Annotated in this window: 14 protein-coding genes and 1 pseudogene; 14 read left to right on the top strand and 1 reads right to left on the bottom strand. The window is 38.1% G+C overall.

Annotation, left to right across the window (positions count from 1 at the left end; translation table 11 throughout):
* Positions 1-789: 789 nt before the first annotated feature.
* Together NST81_RS16275 and NST81_RS16270 are read left to right on the top strand one after the other, a co-directional pair.
* Complete coding sequence (locus NST81_RS16275) at positions 790-1,488, top strand: response regulator transcription factor (protein WP_341030313.1); 699 nt, start codon at positions 790-792, stop codon at positions 1,486-1,488.
* Positions 1,475-2,902 carry a HAMP domain-containing sensor histidine kinase gene (locus NST81_RS16270; RefSeq protein WP_341030311.1) on the top strand — a complete coding sequence of 476 codons (1,428 nt, stop codon included), beginning with the start codon at positions 1,475-1,477 and terminating at the stop codon, positions 2,900-2,902. The genes NST81_RS16275 and NST81_RS16270 overlap by 14 nt, the downstream gene beginning before the upstream one ends.
* Positions 2,903-3,207: 305 nt before the next feature.
* Here NST81_RS16270 and NST81_RS17705 read toward each other — a convergent pair.
* Positions 3,208-3,960 (bottom strand): annotated as a pseudogene (locus NST81_RS17705) (IS1634 family transposase); the annotation flags it as partial.
* 369 nt (positions 3,961-4,329) lie between these two features.
* Between NST81_RS17705 and NST81_RS16250 the strand changes: the two are divergent.
* The 12 genes from NST81_RS16250 to NST81_RS16195 all read left to right on the top strand — a co-directional run bounded on the left by NST81_RS16250 (position 4,330) and on the right by NST81_RS16195 (position 17,219).
* Complete coding sequence (locus tag NST81_RS16250) at positions 4,330-5,022, top strand: lantibiotic protection ABC transporter ATP-binding protein (protein WP_341030306.1); 693 nt, start codon at positions 4,330-4,332, stop codon at positions 5,020-5,022.
* Positions 5,023-5,037: 15 nt separating this feature from the next.
* Complete coding sequence (locus tag NST81_RS16245) at positions 5,038-5,784, top strand: lantibiotic immunity ABC transporter MutE/EpiE family permease subunit (protein WP_341030305.1); 747 nt, start codon at positions 5,038-5,040, stop codon at positions 5,782-5,784.
* A gap of 1 nt (position 5,785) precedes the next feature.
* Complete coding sequence (locus tag NST81_RS16240; RefSeq protein WP_341030304.1) at positions 5,786-6,574, top strand: lantibiotic immunity ABC transporter MutG family permease subunit; 789 nt, start codon at positions 5,786-5,788, stop codon at positions 6,572-6,574.
* Positions 6,575-6,609: 35 nt separating this feature from the next.
* On the top strand, positions 6,610-7,044 hold the full coding sequence (locus tag NST81_RS16235; protein WP_341030302.1) for a NisI/SpaI family lantibiotic immunity lipoprotein: 435 nt from the start codon (positions 6,610-6,612) through the stop codon (positions 7,042-7,044).
* A 447-nt stretch (positions 7,045-7,491) separates the two neighbouring features.
* A complete protein-coding gene (locus NST81_RS16230; RefSeq protein ID WP_341030301.1) occupies positions 7,492-8,481 on the top strand; it encodes a BMP family lipoprotein in 990 nt (329 codons plus the stop codon).
* Positions 8,482-8,496: 15 nt separating this feature from the next.
* Complete coding sequence (locus tag NST81_RS16225) at positions 8,497-10,152, top strand: methyl-accepting chemotaxis protein (RefSeq protein ID WP_341030299.1); 1,656 nt, start codon at positions 8,497-8,499, stop codon at positions 10,150-10,152.
* A gap of 523 nt (positions 10,153-10,675) precedes the next feature.
* Positions 10,676-11,653, top strand: coding sequence for a potassium channel family protein (locus NST81_RS16220; protein ID WP_327796666.1), 978 nt, complete (start codon positions 10,676-10,678; stop codon positions 11,651-11,653).
* A 213-nt stretch (positions 11,654-11,866) separates the two neighbouring features.
* Positions 11,867-12,754: a C39 family peptidase gene (locus tag NST81_RS16215; RefSeq protein ID WP_341030298.1), complete on the top strand. Its 888-nt coding sequence runs from the start codon at positions 11,867-11,869 to the stop codon at positions 12,752-12,754.
* Between the two features lie 157 nt (positions 12,755-12,911).
* Positions 12,912-13,586: an SH3 domain-containing protein gene (locus NST81_RS16210; RefSeq protein WP_003353010.1), complete on the top strand. Its 675-nt coding sequence runs from the start codon at positions 12,912-12,914 to the stop codon at positions 13,584-13,586.
* A gap of 271 nt (positions 13,587-13,857) precedes the next feature.
* Positions 13,858-15,450, top strand: coding sequence for an S-layer homology domain-containing protein (locus NST81_RS16205; RefSeq protein ID WP_341030297.1), 1,593 nt, complete (start codon positions 13,858-13,860; stop codon positions 15,448-15,450).
* Between the two features lie 321 nt (positions 15,451-15,771).
* Positions 15,772-16,416: a Bax inhibitor-1/YccA family protein gene (locus NST81_RS16200; protein ID WP_341030296.1), complete on the top strand. Its 645-nt coding sequence runs from the start codon at positions 15,772-15,774 to the stop codon at positions 16,414-16,416.
* A gap of 155 nt (positions 16,417-16,571) precedes the next feature.
* Positions 16,572-17,219 (top strand): hypothetical protein, encoded by a 648-nt coding sequence (locus NST81_RS16195; protein ID WP_341030295.1) that lies wholly within the window; start codon positions 16,572-16,574, stop codon positions 17,217-17,219.
* Positions 17,220-17,380 lie beyond the last annotated feature (161 nt).

Below are 17,380 nucleotides of genomic sequence, written 5' to 3'. Positions count from 1 at the left end.
GGTGACACCTTTCTTTTGGATTTGGTTTCGTCACCAATATTTTACCAAAAGAATAGGTGTCTTTCTTTATGTTTTAAAAAATGTCAAATGATAATTTTGTACTTCCCAAAACCATTTACATCAAGCATTTAAACAAGATTTTGGACTGCGAAAGCTGAGTAAAGAACAAAAACATTAGAAAAATATTAGATTTTCTATTTAACTTAAATATCGAAAAGAAGTTTTCAGATCCAGCATTAACTGTCTTTATTTACCACCAACAACAACAGACAAGAAGAGCAACGGTTAAGTTTAAATGATATTTTGATCGGCATCGAAAACGATCTTTTTTATGCGAAAAGCAAAACGCTCAATAAACAATTGCTCATTACGATCAATAATATTCTGAATACACGAACAACCCCAATCCGATACGTTTCTTGTACGATTTAAGCTTGGACGGCAAAAAATTTGGTATAATTTTCTTTAGGATGCGATATTTTCTGAATGTTCGTACATTCCGAAAAATTGGCCGTCCGGTTTCATTAACATCGGGCTTTCTCACGGCATACCTGCTTTATTAATTGTTTGGTGCAATGGCAGGAATTTTGTTGACGTTGTTAGCGATCCAAAACGGTAAAAAAACGCCTTGGGACAGCGCGTTTTTATTATCCAAAGTTTAAAATATGGATAAAAGAAAAAGGCAGGGTATTCTCTGATATTTTAAGAGGGTACCCTATCTGCATGAATACGGAATTACTTGAAAAAGTTGTTCAAATTTCAATGAACGATAAGGTGGGATCTGGAAGCATGCATTTGAAGAAAATTTTAGTTGTAGATGATAATGAAGATATTTGTCTTACAATCAAGCAATATTTGGAACTTTATAATTACACGGTGGAATATGTACATAACGGCACCGAAGCATTGCAAATCATTAACAATGATTTTGATTTGATTATCTTGGACATTATGATGGAAGGCCTTGATGGAATGGAATTGTGTGGGATTATCCGTGACAAAGTGAATTGTCCGATTATTTTTGTCAGCGCAAAAACGCTGGAGGAAGACAAAGTTCAAGCTCTATCCATCGGCGGGGACGACTACATGACCAAACCTTTCAGTTTAAAAGAGTTGAAAGCAAGAATTGATTCCCATTTAAGACGGGAAGAGCGGATCCGTTCGAATGACAGGCATTTGTTAAGTTCTAAAAATATTACCATCGATCTTTTGGCCAATGAAGTCTTTTGTAAAGGGGTTCAATTGCATTTAACAAAAAAAGAATATGAGATTATTAAATTGTTAATGTTGAATAAAAATATGGTCTTTTCTAAGGAAAGAATTTTTGAACGGGTATGGGGATTGGATTCGGAAAGTCAATTAGAAACGGTGACGGAAAGCATTAAAAACATTCGGAAGAAAATCCGGTCTATGGATAAGGAAAACTCCTATATTAAAACATTATACGGATTAGGCTATAAATGGGATGTTACAAATGAAAAAGGATAAAACAATAAAAAGAGATTTTTATTTATTGGTTGTAAAAGTCTTTTTATCAACGATTTTGTCTTCGACAGTTACTTATTTATGTTTAATCTATTTTATCTTTATGTTTACCGAAAATAATACGATTAAACCGACGGATTATTTTGTGAAATATTTGGATGTTATTGAAAAAAAGATTGAAGAAAGCGCTCCGGACATTTTAAACGGGGAGCTAATTAATCTAGATCAGTACAGTGAAAAAATTGAAGGGGAAGTATTGGATATCAATGGCAATCATCTTTACGGCGATCAGGATGTTGCGGGATTTAAAGTGAAAGTCGGTGAAGTAATTAATCGTGAGATTGTAAAAGGAAGCTATGTTTACAGATTTATCCCCATTAAACATGATAATGTCATTCAAGCGGTGTATGTGCTGAAAGCTCCTTTCGGGTTTATCATTAATAATCAGGATCGCCTCGGAATCGTGTTGATTTATGTTGTGTTGTTGATTTCTCCGTTAATATTTTTTGTGATTTATTTAATTTTTTATACGTCCAAGCTGTATAAATCCTTGTTTAATAATATTAAAGTGTTGCTTCAGGCTGCGGATAAAATTTCCAACGGAGATTTTGATTTTAAGATCTCGGGATTGAAAAGAAAAGAGTTTATGAGGATCCAAGATTCGTTTAATACGATGATCGACGCTTTGAAAGAGATGATTGAAAGTATATCCAAGATCGATGATGAACGAAAAATCATGGTGTCGTCGATTGCCCACGACATACGAACGCCGTTAACTGTTATTCAAGGGCAAATGGATTTAATTAACGATTTGAAAGACATAGAAAAATTTGATATTACCCCGCATTTAGATATTATTCGGAAAAATTGCAGCAAAATGAGCATGCTTACGGACAATTTGTCGCTTCTTTATAAAGTGGAAAACGTCGACTTTTTGTTGAATATTAAAAGAGTTGATTTGGGTAAAATGCTTCATGAGAAAAAACAAGAAATATCAACCATGGCTCATTATAAAAAAAACGTTCATATTCATTTTGATGTCCACTTAAGCAAACGATATTATTTTCTTGATGAAGCCATGTTAATGAGGGTTTTGGATAATATTTTGTATAACAGTCTGAGATTTACAACTAGCGGGGAAATTAAACTTGAAGTACATGATGAATCCGACGGTCATTCAAGCAAAATTTATTTTAAATGTTCGGATACGGGGACCGGATTCAAGGAAAAAGATACGTCTCGGTTATTCAAGGCATTTTACCAAGATGAGCAATATAAAAACCATGTCGGGTTAGGTCTTTATATTTCGAAAAAAATTGTCAATAATTATGATGGACAGATTCAGGCGTACAACAATGAAAACGGCGGAGCAACCGTTGAGTTTTATATCAAGGAGCTATCCAATTATTTGTTGTAAATCGAGTGGAACTGTATCATCTTTTAAAAGAAAGGTTTCGACATATAAGGATTTTAAAAAATTTTCGCATTTCACAAGAAGAGGCGTCTCATCATTCGTTTTCGGATGGGAGATTCCCCTATTTTTATACCTTCAAAAAAGTGACGAAAAAATATAGGTAGCCAAAATAATATATTCGTAAAGAAAAAAGGTCTGGATTTTGTCATGCTCCGGGCCTTTTATGTGTCGGGAACTTTTAAGCTTTGAACAAATTGCTCAGAAAGTTTTTTATAATAGCGAATGCAGGTAAGGCAAAACCCACACCAGTTTTCCTCACTCACCATTCCACGGTCGCCAACGAGAAGCACTTTGTCGTTCGGGTAACGCTTTTTCATATCCTCAATAATTTCCCGAACGTTTTTGTATCGTGCATATTGTCAGGGAAGACTTGGCGCCAATCGGAGTGCCTTGTTTGGTCATGAGGAGTTCAATCAACACTTGTTTCCGATCGGAACGGTGGTCTTTGGAGAAACCTCGTTTAGCAATCTCTTCATCAGCCTCTTCCCCTTCGAAGCAGCTGCTTGTCGTATCATAAAACACGATATCCACATCAAGAGAAATCAAATCCGTTAAATTCCCATATAATTGCATTTCTTTTCTTTCTTCCAAGAAGTCCAAGCACAATAGTAGTGTTGAAGCTGGATTTCAGAAAACTCTTCTGCGTAAATGGTGTCAATCCACCGCTTGAAAATCCGATATTTACTTCCCGGACCCATCAGGCGATTTAATACCATGGCAAAAATAGCTTCATCATATTGGGAAGCTATTTCCGCGTCATCCATCAACTTCTTCAGAAGACGACCTAAACCGAGCTTGTCCCAAATTTTACGGAACAGATAGACCGGACCGAATTCCTTCGTCCATTTGACTGTAACAGAAGTTTTAGTTTGGTTATGGATTCGCTCAAAATAGCGCTCTGAAAATTTGGCCAGCCCTTCAATCAGCCTATCAAGAGAGCCGCTTTCCAATAAAATTTCCAACCTCCCCAAGTTATAGAGCGTCTCTTGGCGAACCTTATTTCACAATTAAGTTTTTGTTTTGTAGTAGGGTGGTGTCAAACTTAAGTCAAAATAATTATAAAAACTTTATATTGAAAAGGTAGTATGAAGTTGGAAATGATTGATGAAAGTATCGAAAAAAATTGGGTGAATCCGTAAATGGTAAAATTGCAGTAATTTTCCGGATTTCCCTTAATACAAAGGAACAGAACATATGGCTTTTAAGACAGATCTGAGCTTTTTTAAATATGACTGTAAAAATATCGGGTCGGCAACATTGGATCAAAGATGATGCTGATCAAGGAAACAGGGCGTTTTCCGGGATAACTTATCAAGCCGCCGAGTCGTTTTATAAAATTTAATTTTTTTAACGTTGAAAGGAGAATAAAAATGTCAGAGTATTTTTTGGAAACGAAACAATTAACCAAAGCTTTCGGCAAACAGCTTGCCGTTGACAATGTATCAATCAGGGTTAAGGAAAACACGATTTACGGATTGCTTGGACCGAACGGAGCCGGGAAATCAACCATTTTAAAAATGTTAACGGGTCTTTTGCGGCCGACAAAAGGCGAAATTCTCTTTAATGGGCATCCGTGGAGCAGAAAAGATCTTAAGGAGATCGGCGCGCTTATTGAGTCACCGGCCCTTTACGGCAATTTAACGGCTTATGAAAATTTGCTGGTTCATGCAAAATTATTAAATCTTCCGGATTCAAGAATTAAAGAAGTGCTGAAAATCGTGGGTTTGGAAAATACAGGGAAAAAGAAAGCCTCGCAGTTTTCCTTCGGGATGAAGCAACGATTAGGGATTGCCAAAGCACTTTTAAATGATCCGAAGCTTCTGATTCTCGACGAACCAACCAATGGACTGGACCCGCTTGGTATTCAAGAATTACGAAAACTTATCAGATCTTTCCCGAAACAAGGAATGACGGTCATTTTATCAAGTCATATTTTGCCGGAAGTAAAACAATTGGCCGATCACATTGGCATCATCCAAAACGGAAAACTTAAATATCAAGGAGAAATCGAGGAAGATCAAGATCTGGAAAAATTCTTTATCGATGTAGTCAGCGGATTATGAGGGAGGCTGTGAATCATGCTGAATATGATACAATCTGAACGTTTAAAATATAAGCGGACTTTTGCGAAAAAGCTTGTATATATTGCACCGTTTTTCTTTGTACTATACGCCATTATTACCATGCCTACGATCCATTCCAAATATAATTATTTCGAATACACGGTATTTAATTGGTGGCCGTTAATATTTCTTCCTTTGGGGACGGCATTGATCGCGTCACTGGCCGCCATGCGAGAAAAAAAGTCAGGAAATTACAGAGCTTTACGTTGTCACGATATCAGCATTCCGCGAATGTGGTTCAGTAAAATCATTGTGATTGCCTATTATACATTGCTTTCATCCATTGAACTGATCATTTTGTTGATCCTGTTAAAATTATTTTTACCCAACAGCTTTTCATCAGCTGCTGTCGTTGTAATGGCCAGTCTTACCATATGGATCACATCGTTGGCATACATCCCAATCGGGTTGTTTTTTGCTGAACGATTCGGAACCGTTATTTCCATAATTGTCAGTTTGATAGGGATTGTATTGGGCGTAGTCATGGCTCCGGAATCATACTGGATGTTTATTCCTTGGAGTTGGGGAATGAGATTGATGTCACCGATCGTCGGTGTTCATCCGAACGGTGTACCGTTGAAAGAAGGGAATCCTTTGTTGGATCCTTCCGTTATTCCAATAGGCATTCTTGCCTCCATTGTTATTTTTGTTTTATTATCTCTTGTTACCGCGTTTTGGTTTTCGAGAAAAGAGGTGAACTGAATTGTCTTTTTTGAATGTTTTGTCGTCCGAATGGCTAAAGACAAGGCGTACAACCATTAGGCTGATCGTGTTTGTGATGCCGATTATTTATCCAATTTTTATGTTATGGTATTTTTCCAGATACAATGATCCATCTTTTTGGCAAGTGAAAATATATGGAGGATTTTTTGAGGTATTGAGTGTCTCGTTACCGATTATTATTTCTTTGCTTACCGGTTTGATCGCCTATCAGGAAGAAAAATCGGGAAGTTTCGTGAATGTGTTGACTGGTCCTGTTTCAAGAGCGAAATTTTACTTTGGGAAACTTTCTTTGCTTATTTTTGCCGCCTTTGCGGATATATTCTTGGCAACTTTCCTTATGTTGTTGGGGATGAGATATATTTTGAACGTAGAAAATGTGCATTACGATTTATTTTTGCAAGGAGCGCTTTTGTCCTTGGTCGGATCACTTATTCTTTTTTCCTTGCATTTGCTGATCAGTTTTGCATTCGGGATGGGTGCGTCTATTGCGATCGGTGGCGGAGGATTCCTTGTTTCAGCAATTATTGGGGCAACGGTTGTGGGCGATAATATTTGGCAATATATTCCGTGGGCTTGGACCGTTCGCCTTTCGCAAGTTCCCATGTTATTGATGCTTAATGTCAAACATGCATTCGGAATGGAGTTGTCGGACTTGTATTTTCAAGAGTTGATGAAAGGGATCATACCCGCAAGTATATGTTTTATTCTCGTAACATTACTAGGTTTAGTTTGGTTTAATCGTTGGGAAGGTGGCAAGTCCTATGAATAAAGGAAAAAAAACAGGGGAAGGAGGAGGAAAGAAAAGTGAAAAATTCCATCCTGCTTATGGCTGTTGCCGGGGTAATTCTTTTAGGAGGCTGTTCCCTATTAAAAGATTTGAAACAAACCGCCTCCGAGAATATGGAGATTGATAAAAAGTTGCCGAAATATAAGTTGAATATGGAAAATTTTAAGGAAATCAGCTATGAGGGTAAAACCTATGTGATTCAAGAAGCGGAAGTTACGAAAGAAGATTTGGATGAACCGATTGGAAAGGTTACGGAAACAATCACGATTAATGAAAATAATGAGATATTAAGCAAAAAAGAGCTTAAAAAAGTTGAAGTGGTTCCAAAAGAAGAAAACGAGAAACGAACGCATTTAAACTATGGTTGGGTATACAGCATAAAAGATGTAAGTCCGGATGAAGAAGTTGCGGTAGTTATTAACAATAAATTTCATGTAGCCAAAATGAAATAAAGTTCATAGATGGTATGTATTTGAAAAGTACTTTCCTCTTTGGAGGGAGTGCTTTTTTTCGAGAGCTTAAAATATTTTGTGTAAACATAAACAATTGTTGCATTGAATATTGAATAGTGGAGCATCGGATGATTCTAGCGTTACCAAAACTGTTACTGCGGTAAATGCCGCTGCGGCCTTTTGGGTAAGGTGAACTTAGGTAAAAATCATCGGGATAGGACGTTCGGCAATAATGCCGTCATTCTATTCCGATTTTTTTATTTATCCAGAAAACGGTGATTTCATTTATTGCAGATAAGATAGGAACCATAAAATTCCATTGAAATTAAATTTGACATACAACATTTCCTTTTTTAAAAAAATTTTAAAATTGCCGAAAGCGGTCGATAAAATAGATGTCGATATTTATTTATATAAAGAAAAATATTGGAAGGGGAAACACCTTAGATGAAAAAACAGTCATTATTGTTCTTTGTGCTTATTTTTTTCCTTACGACCGTCATAAGCGGGTGTGGCGTGAAAGAAGAAGATCCTTTAAAACACAAAACAAAGATTGGCATCATGTTATCGGATGATGGCTTGGGGGACCAGTCATTTTCGGATGCGGCTTTTCGAGGATTAATGAAAGCAAGAGATGATTTGGGCATTGTATTTGATTATCGTGAGTTAAAAGATACGAAAACATATGAACAAGGATTGAAAGAACTGGTAAAAGAGAAGAACGATATCGTGATTGGTTTAGGATATATGGTGCAAGAGGATTTGGAAAAAGTGGCCAAACAATATCCAAACCAAAAATTTGTGCTGATCGATGCCGTATCGGATTTGCCCAACGTCACTTCTATTACGTTTAAAGAAGATGAAGGAAGCTATTTAGCAGGTGTCATTGCCGCGTTGACGACCAAAACGAAAACAGTCGGTTTTATAGGCGGTGATAATGTTCCTCTTATTCAAAAGTTTGCGAGAGGTTTTGAAGAAGGAGTAAAGTCGGTGGATCCAAGCATTAAAATATTGACGAAATATGCCGGCGGCAACTTTGGCGATGATAAGCTAGGTGCCCGTATGGCTAAAGAAATGATTGCGAATCATAGTGACGTACTCTATGCGGCTGCCGGATTTACGGGGGTCGGAGTTTTGAAAGAAGCCGAAAGAAACCACGTATATGCCATCGGTGTGGACAGCGACCAATATTTTTATGCAGAAAAAGCCGTTGTCACTTCGATGATGAAAAACGTGGATGTCGCTATATTTAATATCATCAAAGATTACAAGAAAAACAAAGAACTGCCTTCTCATCCGATCGAATTAGGGCTGAAAGAAAACGGTGTGGGTCTTGCTCCTATTCGTGTCATTCCTTTCACGGATAAAGATAAAAAAGCGCTGGAGTCAGCGAAAGAAAAGCTCATTAACGGAGAAATTACTCTTCATCAAAACTAGATACTGGAGGATATCATGACGATTAAAAAGAAAATTTTACTGAATTCATTGCTCATGTTAGCTCTCTCAATATTCATGATCGCATTCATCATTATTCGTATGTTATCCATACAAAGTTCGAACCAAGATTATATGAAAGTTTTACTGACTGTCCAAGAGTTAAGGGCCGAAACGAAAGCTACGATGCAAAGTTTAAATACTTTTGCCTATAACATGACAGATGGAAACAAACAAGATGCAGAACAACAATTAGAACTGACGGATCAACTGTTTAAACAAGCGGACGGACTGTTAAAGGAAAAAGAATCAAAACAAATTCTGAGTAAAGCGCAAGCGAAGTTTACGGACTTAAAATCTCAATCATTGGATGCTCTTAAAGATGAAAATGCTCCTGAAGTAAAACGGCAGTCGCTGAGAACCCTGGGTATCACAAATGATTTATACATGTTGGATCTCTATACATCCAACCACTATGAATTTTTGCAAGCATCATTGAAGGCTAAAATCAGTTTTGTCATCACGTTCGCTCTTATCGGAAGTATAATCCTGCTCGTCGTTACAGCTGTTGTCGTTATGAGAATGGCAAACGGTATTACGAATCCTTTAAAGAAGTTGGCGAAAAACGCACAAGAAATTGCTTCAGGGAATCTTATAGTCGACCATGTTGAATACAAACATCATGATGAACTCGGTTTATTAAACGATGCTTTTTCTAAAATGGTCGATCACCTATCCAATTTGTTGACTTCCATCGAACATGCCAGTGAAAAGGTAGACTTGTTCGCCAAAGAATTAGAAACGGAGAACCAAACGTTAACGGAGTCAAGCAACCAAATTGCCGTTTCCACCGATGAATTATCAAAGGGAGCGCAAAGCATTTCAGAGGATTTGCAAAGCTCCGTAGAATTAATCGAACAAATGGACCGGCAATTTGCTGACAACGTTGAAAAAGCAGGGAAATCCGTTGAATTTGCGAATGATGCCAATACGGTGATCATGGACGGCAGAAATGCCATCAATGAACAAAAATCATTCATCGAGAACAATGTGAAAGCGACACGTACGATCGAACAAGCTACCAATAACTTTATCCAATATGCTGTTAAAATCGAAGATATGGCCAAAGTCGTTTCGGATATTGCAGACCAAACGAACTTGCTTGCTTTAAATGCGGCAATAGAAGCTGCACGAGCAGGGGAAGCAGGAAAAGGATTTGCCGTGGTTGCCGAAGAGGTCAAAAAGTTGGCGGAAGATTCCACACAGGCTACGAAACAAATCTTTGAGATGGTCAATTTCATTAAAAATGGCTTAACATCGATTACTTCTTCTGTTGAAGAAGGGGTTAAAATCGCGGATCAACAAAATAGAAACATGAACCGCACCTTGGAAGTCTTCGAACAAATCGAAGAAAAAGTAAAAGGAATCACTTCGGTGCTGGAAGAGTTGGTCAGTGGGGTTGATCGTTCTAAAAAATCCAACGAATATGTTCTGCAAAATGTAGAGAGCATCAGTGCAGTTGTGGAAGAAACAGCGGCAGGAAGCGAAGAAATCTCTGCCTCCACTCAGGAACAGAAAAATTCCATTAGTAAAATGGTAGAAAAAGTGTCTTCGTTAAGAGAACTGACCGAATCCTTAAATGCAACGATGTCTCAATTTAAACTGAAAGAATAGCAGATTGGGTGTCGGACGTCTGCACCCGATCGTGATTGAACAAAACATGTCGAAGAAAAGCTCTGCGGAAAGGTCTCTCACGAGGCTTTTCTTTTTTTATTTTCTTAGCGGAATGGATCGTTCTTTGTTTTTTGTTTGAAGCGTCGTTCCGGCTGCCGCTTGGCTAATCGGCAAGAAAGATGATAAAACTTCATTCATTTTGATAGAAGTGATTTATAATATGTATGAAAGATTACGTATTTTAAGAAAAATTTACAAAATACGACATCCTCAAGGAAATGCAAAAGTGGATAAATGGAAATTTTTTACTGTTTGCGGCAAGGATTGAACCGGTGGTGATTTCGGAGTTGGATACATAAGCAGGGCATATTAATTCATTTCTTACAGCGGGAAGCCGCAAGAGAATCAGTCCGCTGCAACACTTTTTCTCGCTAAGCTGTTTGTAATGAAAAAGAGGAGATGCAACGAAGAAGAGCTGAGAAATGAAGCAATAAAAGACGTGATTTTTACGATAGGAGGAAAAATGAATATTCGCAAGCTGATTATTCCTGTTTCTTGTCTTGCACTTACGCTTATTATTGGTACATTCGGCTATATGTGGACAGAGCACCTGTCTTTTTTTGATGCGGTATGGCTGACGGTCGTTTCTGTGCTGACGATCGGCTACGGGGATATGACACCGGCGACGATTCAAGGGAAGATTTTTACCCTGATTATTATTCCGGTTGCGATTGGGATTGTGACGTATATTTTGGCCCGATTTGCCAGTGCGGTGATTGACGGGAAATGGGCAGATGAGGTGAAACGTAGAAAAATGAACCATAAGATTGATCAACTGGAACAACATATTATTGTATGCGGTTTGGGAAGAGTCGGCAAACAAGTGGTTGCTCAATTAAAACGGGAACATCAGCCGATTGTAGCGGTGGAAAAAAACGAGCAAATATTAGAAAAAACAGAAGATCTTCTTTATGTGAACGGAGATGCCACCGATGATGATGTTCTCATCGCGGCCGGCATTGAACGGGCTGCCTGTATTGTCATCACGCTGCCAAGCGATACCGATAACGTGTTTATTACGCTCACGGCACGAGGAATCAATCCGAATATCCTCATTGTAACGAGGGCGGAGAAAGAAGAGGCGGAAAAAAAGCTATACAGTGCCGGTGCGGATAAAGTGATTAACACCTCCAGTATCGGCGGAAAACGAATGGCGATGTCCGTATTGAAACCAGTCAGCATGGAATTAGTGGATACCCTTTTGCAAGATTCGGAAGGAGCCTATAATGTGGAAGAAATCGTGCTGAGAGAAGATTCCAAGCTGGTCAATCAAACGTTAAAGCAGTCGAAACTCCGTCAAGTGTGCGGGGTCACCATTGTGGCCATCAAGCGGGGAAATACGATCATCAGCAACCCGAAACCAGATGAACAACTGTTGGCCAATGATTTATTGATTGTCTTTGGCAGAGAGGATCAGCTGCGGAAATTCGAACAATTGTGATGCGACCTTATCACCCGCCGGAATTTTTCTGCGTATGTGCTCTTAATATTTGAGACCATCTATTGATGGATGCTGCTTCCGCTAACTTTATTGCATTTGACTCTCGCTTGACGGTTCGGCATTCATGGAACTGACCCCTGAAAAAGAATGGAGTAGATTCTTGAACAAAGGCAGACAATAAAGAGGAAGAGTTGGATAAGGAGAGAATTGTTTTTGAAAAAAATCATTTTATTCAGTGCTTTCTTTCTTATTTGTTTGGGGTGGACAGATCAAACGAATGCGAAAACCATTTTAAATGCACCCTATATTCAGCAAATGCCCCAATTGCCTCGCGGCTGTGAGGTCACATCTCTGGCGATGCTTTTGCAGCACGCAGGAGTGAAAGTGGACAAAATGACATTGGCCAAGCAAGTGAAAAAAGTTCCTTTTCGTCAAAACGGCCTCTACGGCAATCCGTACGAAGGATTTGTCGGAAATATGTACACGTTCACACAAAGCGGCTACGGGGTCTATTATCCCCCCATTTATGAATTGGCTCAAAAATATATACACGATCGGGCTGTCAATTTATCGAATAAAGATCTAAAGACGATTTATCAATTTATCGATCGCGGTGCCCCGGTTTGGGTCATTGTCAATTCAAAATTTAAAAAGCTGCCTTCTTCTGAGTTTCGTATTTGGAATACTAGAAAAGGCAAAGTTGCCATTACTTATCGGGAACATTCCGTTCTTATAACGGGGTATGATGATCGTTATATCTATATCAATGATCCTTTGTACCATCGGAAAAATCGTGCGGTCAACAGGAAAGGCTTCGAAGCGGCCTGGATACAAATGGGCAGACAAGCGATCAGTTATCTGCCAAAACCGAATTGGAAGAAAGAGTTGAAAAATGGACAGATAGGGAAAGTGACGATTTTAAAACCGATACATCTCCAAAGCAAGAATGAAGCAGGTCAGCTCAAGTTCGTCCGAATGCTTTACCCATATGAGACCTATCGAGTGTACAGCTACAGCAAAGACAACGGAGGAATGTACCAAGTAGGAAATAATCTTTATGTCAAAGCGTTGCAAGGATATGTTCTATATGAAACGCCTTAGTATAAGTGTCTGTTCGTCCTTAAATGTGTTGAAAAGCTTTGTTTAGGCCTTTGACATAGCTCCCTTTTTTATACGAAAAAGCATTTACTCTTTCAAAATAAATGTTATATTGTTGAAAGAATGAATCTTTAGAACTAGGAGGATAGGTACAATCGATATGAAAAAAGTTTTTGTTTTTATTACGTTTATTCTTTTATTCGCTGTTATTGTCCCCTTACAGCAGGCAGAAGCGAGTACAGGCTATCATGTAGTCAAGGTAAGCACGACATTAAATGTTCGAGAAAAGCCAAGTCCGAAAGCCAAAGTAATCGGTTCTCTAAAAAATGGGACAGTTGTTTATGTATACAACACGGCGCCCGGTGGATGGTCAAAAATCAAGTACAATAATAAAGATGGGTACGTTGCATCAATATATCTCGTACAGCAAGGGACAGCGAAAACGGTATTTAGCAAAAAAGCAGTGATAACCGCATCCCCATCCTTGAAAGTTAGAGAGAAACCAAGCCCAAATGCCAGAGTGATTGGAACTCTTAAAAAAGGAGCGGTGATTTACGTATATGCGGCCAAAGATGGCGGTTGGTCGGAAATCCGCTACAATGGAAAAACCGCATATGTAGCCACAAGTTTTTTTCGATTTACAAGCAGACTTACAATCAACGAAGCAAAGCAGTTAATTCTTCAAAGCTTTCCTCATCCGGACACAGAAGTTAAAATGATTTATTACGAGAAAGAAAGAGATGTATATCGTGCTCGAGTTGGATACAAAAATTTTGCTTATGGCTACTGGTATGTCATTATTGATCCGGACAATGGTGCTATGAAAAATGATTAAGTCTGTTACCCTTCCGATACAAAAAGTCCTGTAGAAGCTTCTACAGGTTTTTTTTCTTGTATTTGAAACTTTATTTTGTAAGGACAAAAGTAAAGAAGTTCATTTTTGAATTTCCTTCGATGGGAATTAGGCGTCGGAGTCTTGAATTATTTTCTATAAGTTCAATAAAAAAATGTTATTTAGGACATTGCGCCCATAAAATATGGTATAATTTAACTAGTATGGAAATACCACTACATAATTCAATAATATGAGAAAGGAGGAAATAGTAGTGAAAAAGATTCCATACATAGCCTTTATCGTTGTAATATTTTTATTATTTAGTAATTTGGTTTTTAACTACGGAAAGGCTGAAGCAAAGAATTCTTTCAAAGATATATCAACAAGCTATTGGGCGGCGGATGAAATTGACTATTTAAGCTCAAAAGGTATTATTAGCGGATTTAATGATGGATCCTTCAAGCCTGGTCAATACATAACCAGAGGACAAGCTGCCATCATGTTGACGAAAGCATTAAACCTAAGTACCCAAAATCGTCCGAACCCCAATTTAAAGGATGTCAGCACGCGCAGCCCTTATTACAAACCGGTAAGTGCTCTAGCAGATGAGAATATTATCGACGATCTTATTAAAGATGGTTATTACTACCCTGGTCAGCTGCTGACGAGAGGAGAGATGGCGGCTATTTTGGCAAAATCTTATGGATTGGGTGGAACATCCACTGAAAAATACATCGATGTTCCAGATTACTATTGGGCGTATGAATACATTCAATCGTTGGCCGCAAACCATATTACAACTGGTTTTAGCGATAAGACTTTCAGACCCAATCAGCCTTTAACAAGAGCCGAATTTTCGGTGTTTTTATCACGAATCATGGACAGTAAGTTCAGAAGTGTTGGCAATCGAACAGTCTATTTGGATAATGGGATCGAAGAGATGAATTTCCAAAAGGGATATTCTGATAATAGATTTTCCTCTTACTATAATGCGGATGAATATGACGTTGTTGAAAGCAATACGGGTGAAGTATTCAAAAACTATTTTACGATGTATATAGATCGCTGGGCTGATCCAGGGAATGGTTGGGCGTACGTTGAATTTCCGTTAAACGGACGATATGAAACTTTTAGTACTATCGTCGGTTTAACCAAACAATACCAAAATACAACCGATGAAATTCATTTAAAATTTACAGCAGATGGTCAGCCTTTAAAGAATATGACTTGGACTGCAGGAATGCTGACGGAAAATGTTACTTTAAACGTGAAAGGAAAAAAAGTTTTAAGGATTTACATGGAAGTGGCAGATCCAAAAGATGATGCTGAATTAGGTTTTTTTAATCCCGTATTTACCTTAGTAAATGAACCTGCTCCATTAATCAGTGCGCCGCGTCCGTCCAAAACCGTTGTCTATAATGACAATGGGATCAAAATGATGAACTTCCAAAAGGGATATTCTGATAATAGATTTTCCTCTTACTATAATGCGGATGAATATGACGTTATTGAAAGCAATACGGGTGAAGTGTTCAAAAACTATTTTACGATGTATATAGATCGCTGGGCCGATCCAGGAAATGGTTGGTCATATGTTGAGTATCCTTTAAATGGAAAATATAAAACCTTTAAGGCAACGGTCGGTTTAACAAAAAGATATCAAAATACAACAAATAATATGACCCTTATTTTTTCAGCCGACCAGCAACCTTTAAAAACTATGACGTGGTCTGCGGGCATGCTTACACAAGATGTTTCAATTGATGTGACGGGAAAGAAAGTTTTAAGAATCTATGTAGAAGTACCTAACCCGACAGATGATTCAGAAATTGGATTTTTTAACCCGATTTTTATTAAAAATTAAAATTTGTGCTTTTCTCATCCTTAAGTATGACGAAAAACCCTGCGGAGAAAAGTCTCTGCAGGGCTTTTGTCTTTCGATTTTAAGAAAAAGAAAACTATTAAGGCATGGGCGGGAGAAATGAAAGAAAGAAACGATTTGCTGTAAAGTTAAACGAATAAATAGTATAAAGAAGCAAGAGTGGGCTGCCGAATGAACTTTCATACGATCCGGAAAAAGCCGTCCTCTTTAAATAAAAGATTGATGCAGTAAAATTTATCTTTTATACAAAGAATGGAAATAATATAGGAACAAAAGTATAATATAAGAAAGGAGGGATGTTTGATGATAGATGTTGTTCAAGTAAACCGAAGATCGATGTTTCAAAAAGTTCTTTTGACGTTTGTGATTTCTTTATTATTCGCAACGGTCGGTATGTATGCAGGGAAATTTGTTCCTCCGGTATTGATGTTTCCGTTAGCCATAGCGGAATTTGTCATGATTCTCGCAGCGCTTTTGTTAAGAAGAAGCAAAAGTGTCGGCTATACGTTTGTTTATGTTTTTACCTTCCTTTCCGGAATCACCACTTATCCGATCGTGAGTCATTATATTTCTATAGCTGGTGCGCAAGTGGTTTTGATGGCTTTTGGTTCGACATTCGGGATATTTGCCGTCATGGGCTTGATCGGGGCCGTCACTAAAAAAGATTTATCGTTCTTGAGCACCATTTTATTGGTCGCCTTATTAGCGTTAGTGTTCATTAGCATCTTTAATATTTTTAGCCCGTTAACTTCCAGTGGAATGCTCGCATACTCGGTCATCGGGTCCATCGTTTTCTCTCTTTATATACTTTTTGATTTCAACCAAATGAAACACCATCACATTACGGAAGAAATGGTTCCGTTATTAACATTATCTCTGTATTTGGATTTCATTAACTTATTTATCAATATTCTTCAAATCCTCGGTATTTGGCAAAGCAAAGATTAGGCTGCTGTCGCGGCCTGCAATATGTCAAAAGCTCTACAGAGAAATCTCTGTGGGGCTTTTCCTTTATTCGCGTTCGCTGATATGACGCAAGGTTCAAAAGGAAGTATGGTCATATTAAAGAGATCCTGAAATTCCTTATAAGTAAGGGTGCGGAAATGAGAAAAGATCGTTTTTTCTCCCATCAGCTGATTCAATCGTATCTTGATGATGTTTGCAAAAGGCTGCATGATATGCCTCAAGATGTAAAACAACCTTTTATTCAAAAGCTTCGTTCTGATTTATATGAAAAGGCATTGGAAAAAGAAAAGAAAGGGGTTAGCCCGGAAGAAATTCCTCAAAGTGTGTTAATGGAATTTTTGTCTCCGAATGAATTGGCGGCTGATCTTTTAAAAGAGTATGATAGGGAAGATTTGAATCATCATGTCATAAAGCTCAGCTATTCTACCGTGTTAGCCACAGGTTCTTTTGGTGCTCTTTCGGTGCCCATTTTGTTAGGGTTCGTCAATGTATCTGCCATTTTGCCTTTTGTGATCGGATTTATTATAGGGAATATCTATCTCCTATTCGGAAAGTTCACGTGGAATAGAACCCTTCTCTCTCATTTTCAAAAAACGATGAGATTCATCTATTGGATGTTTGCGCTGCCTTTTGTTCTCTATGCGGTCCGCACCATGATCGTCCGACAAATCGATCTGTTTTCTTTCTATTATTTAGTGGGGTATCTTATCGTGTCTATTTTATATATTTGTTTTCTTAAAATGTTGCCCAAACATCAAGAAACCAACACGGATTTATCGCGATGATATGCCCGTGAGCCAATCACATTGCGGGCATCTAATGGACTTTACAAATTTATATTATTCGAAAAATTATGATGTTTAGAAACCGGATCGTATATACCTGGCCGCTCCGGTTCCTCTCATCGCTATATGGATGGAGTGAGGGCCAGGTGTTGATCGGCATT

Origin of the sequence: Bacillus sp. FSL W8-0223 (genome assembly GCF_038006805.1) — a bacterium.
GTDB classification, from domain to species: domain Bacteria; phylum Bacillota; class Bacilli; order Bacillales; family DSM-4216; genus Bacillus_O; species Bacillus_O smithii.
This window is presented reverse-complemented; position numbering and strand designations above follow the sequence as displayed.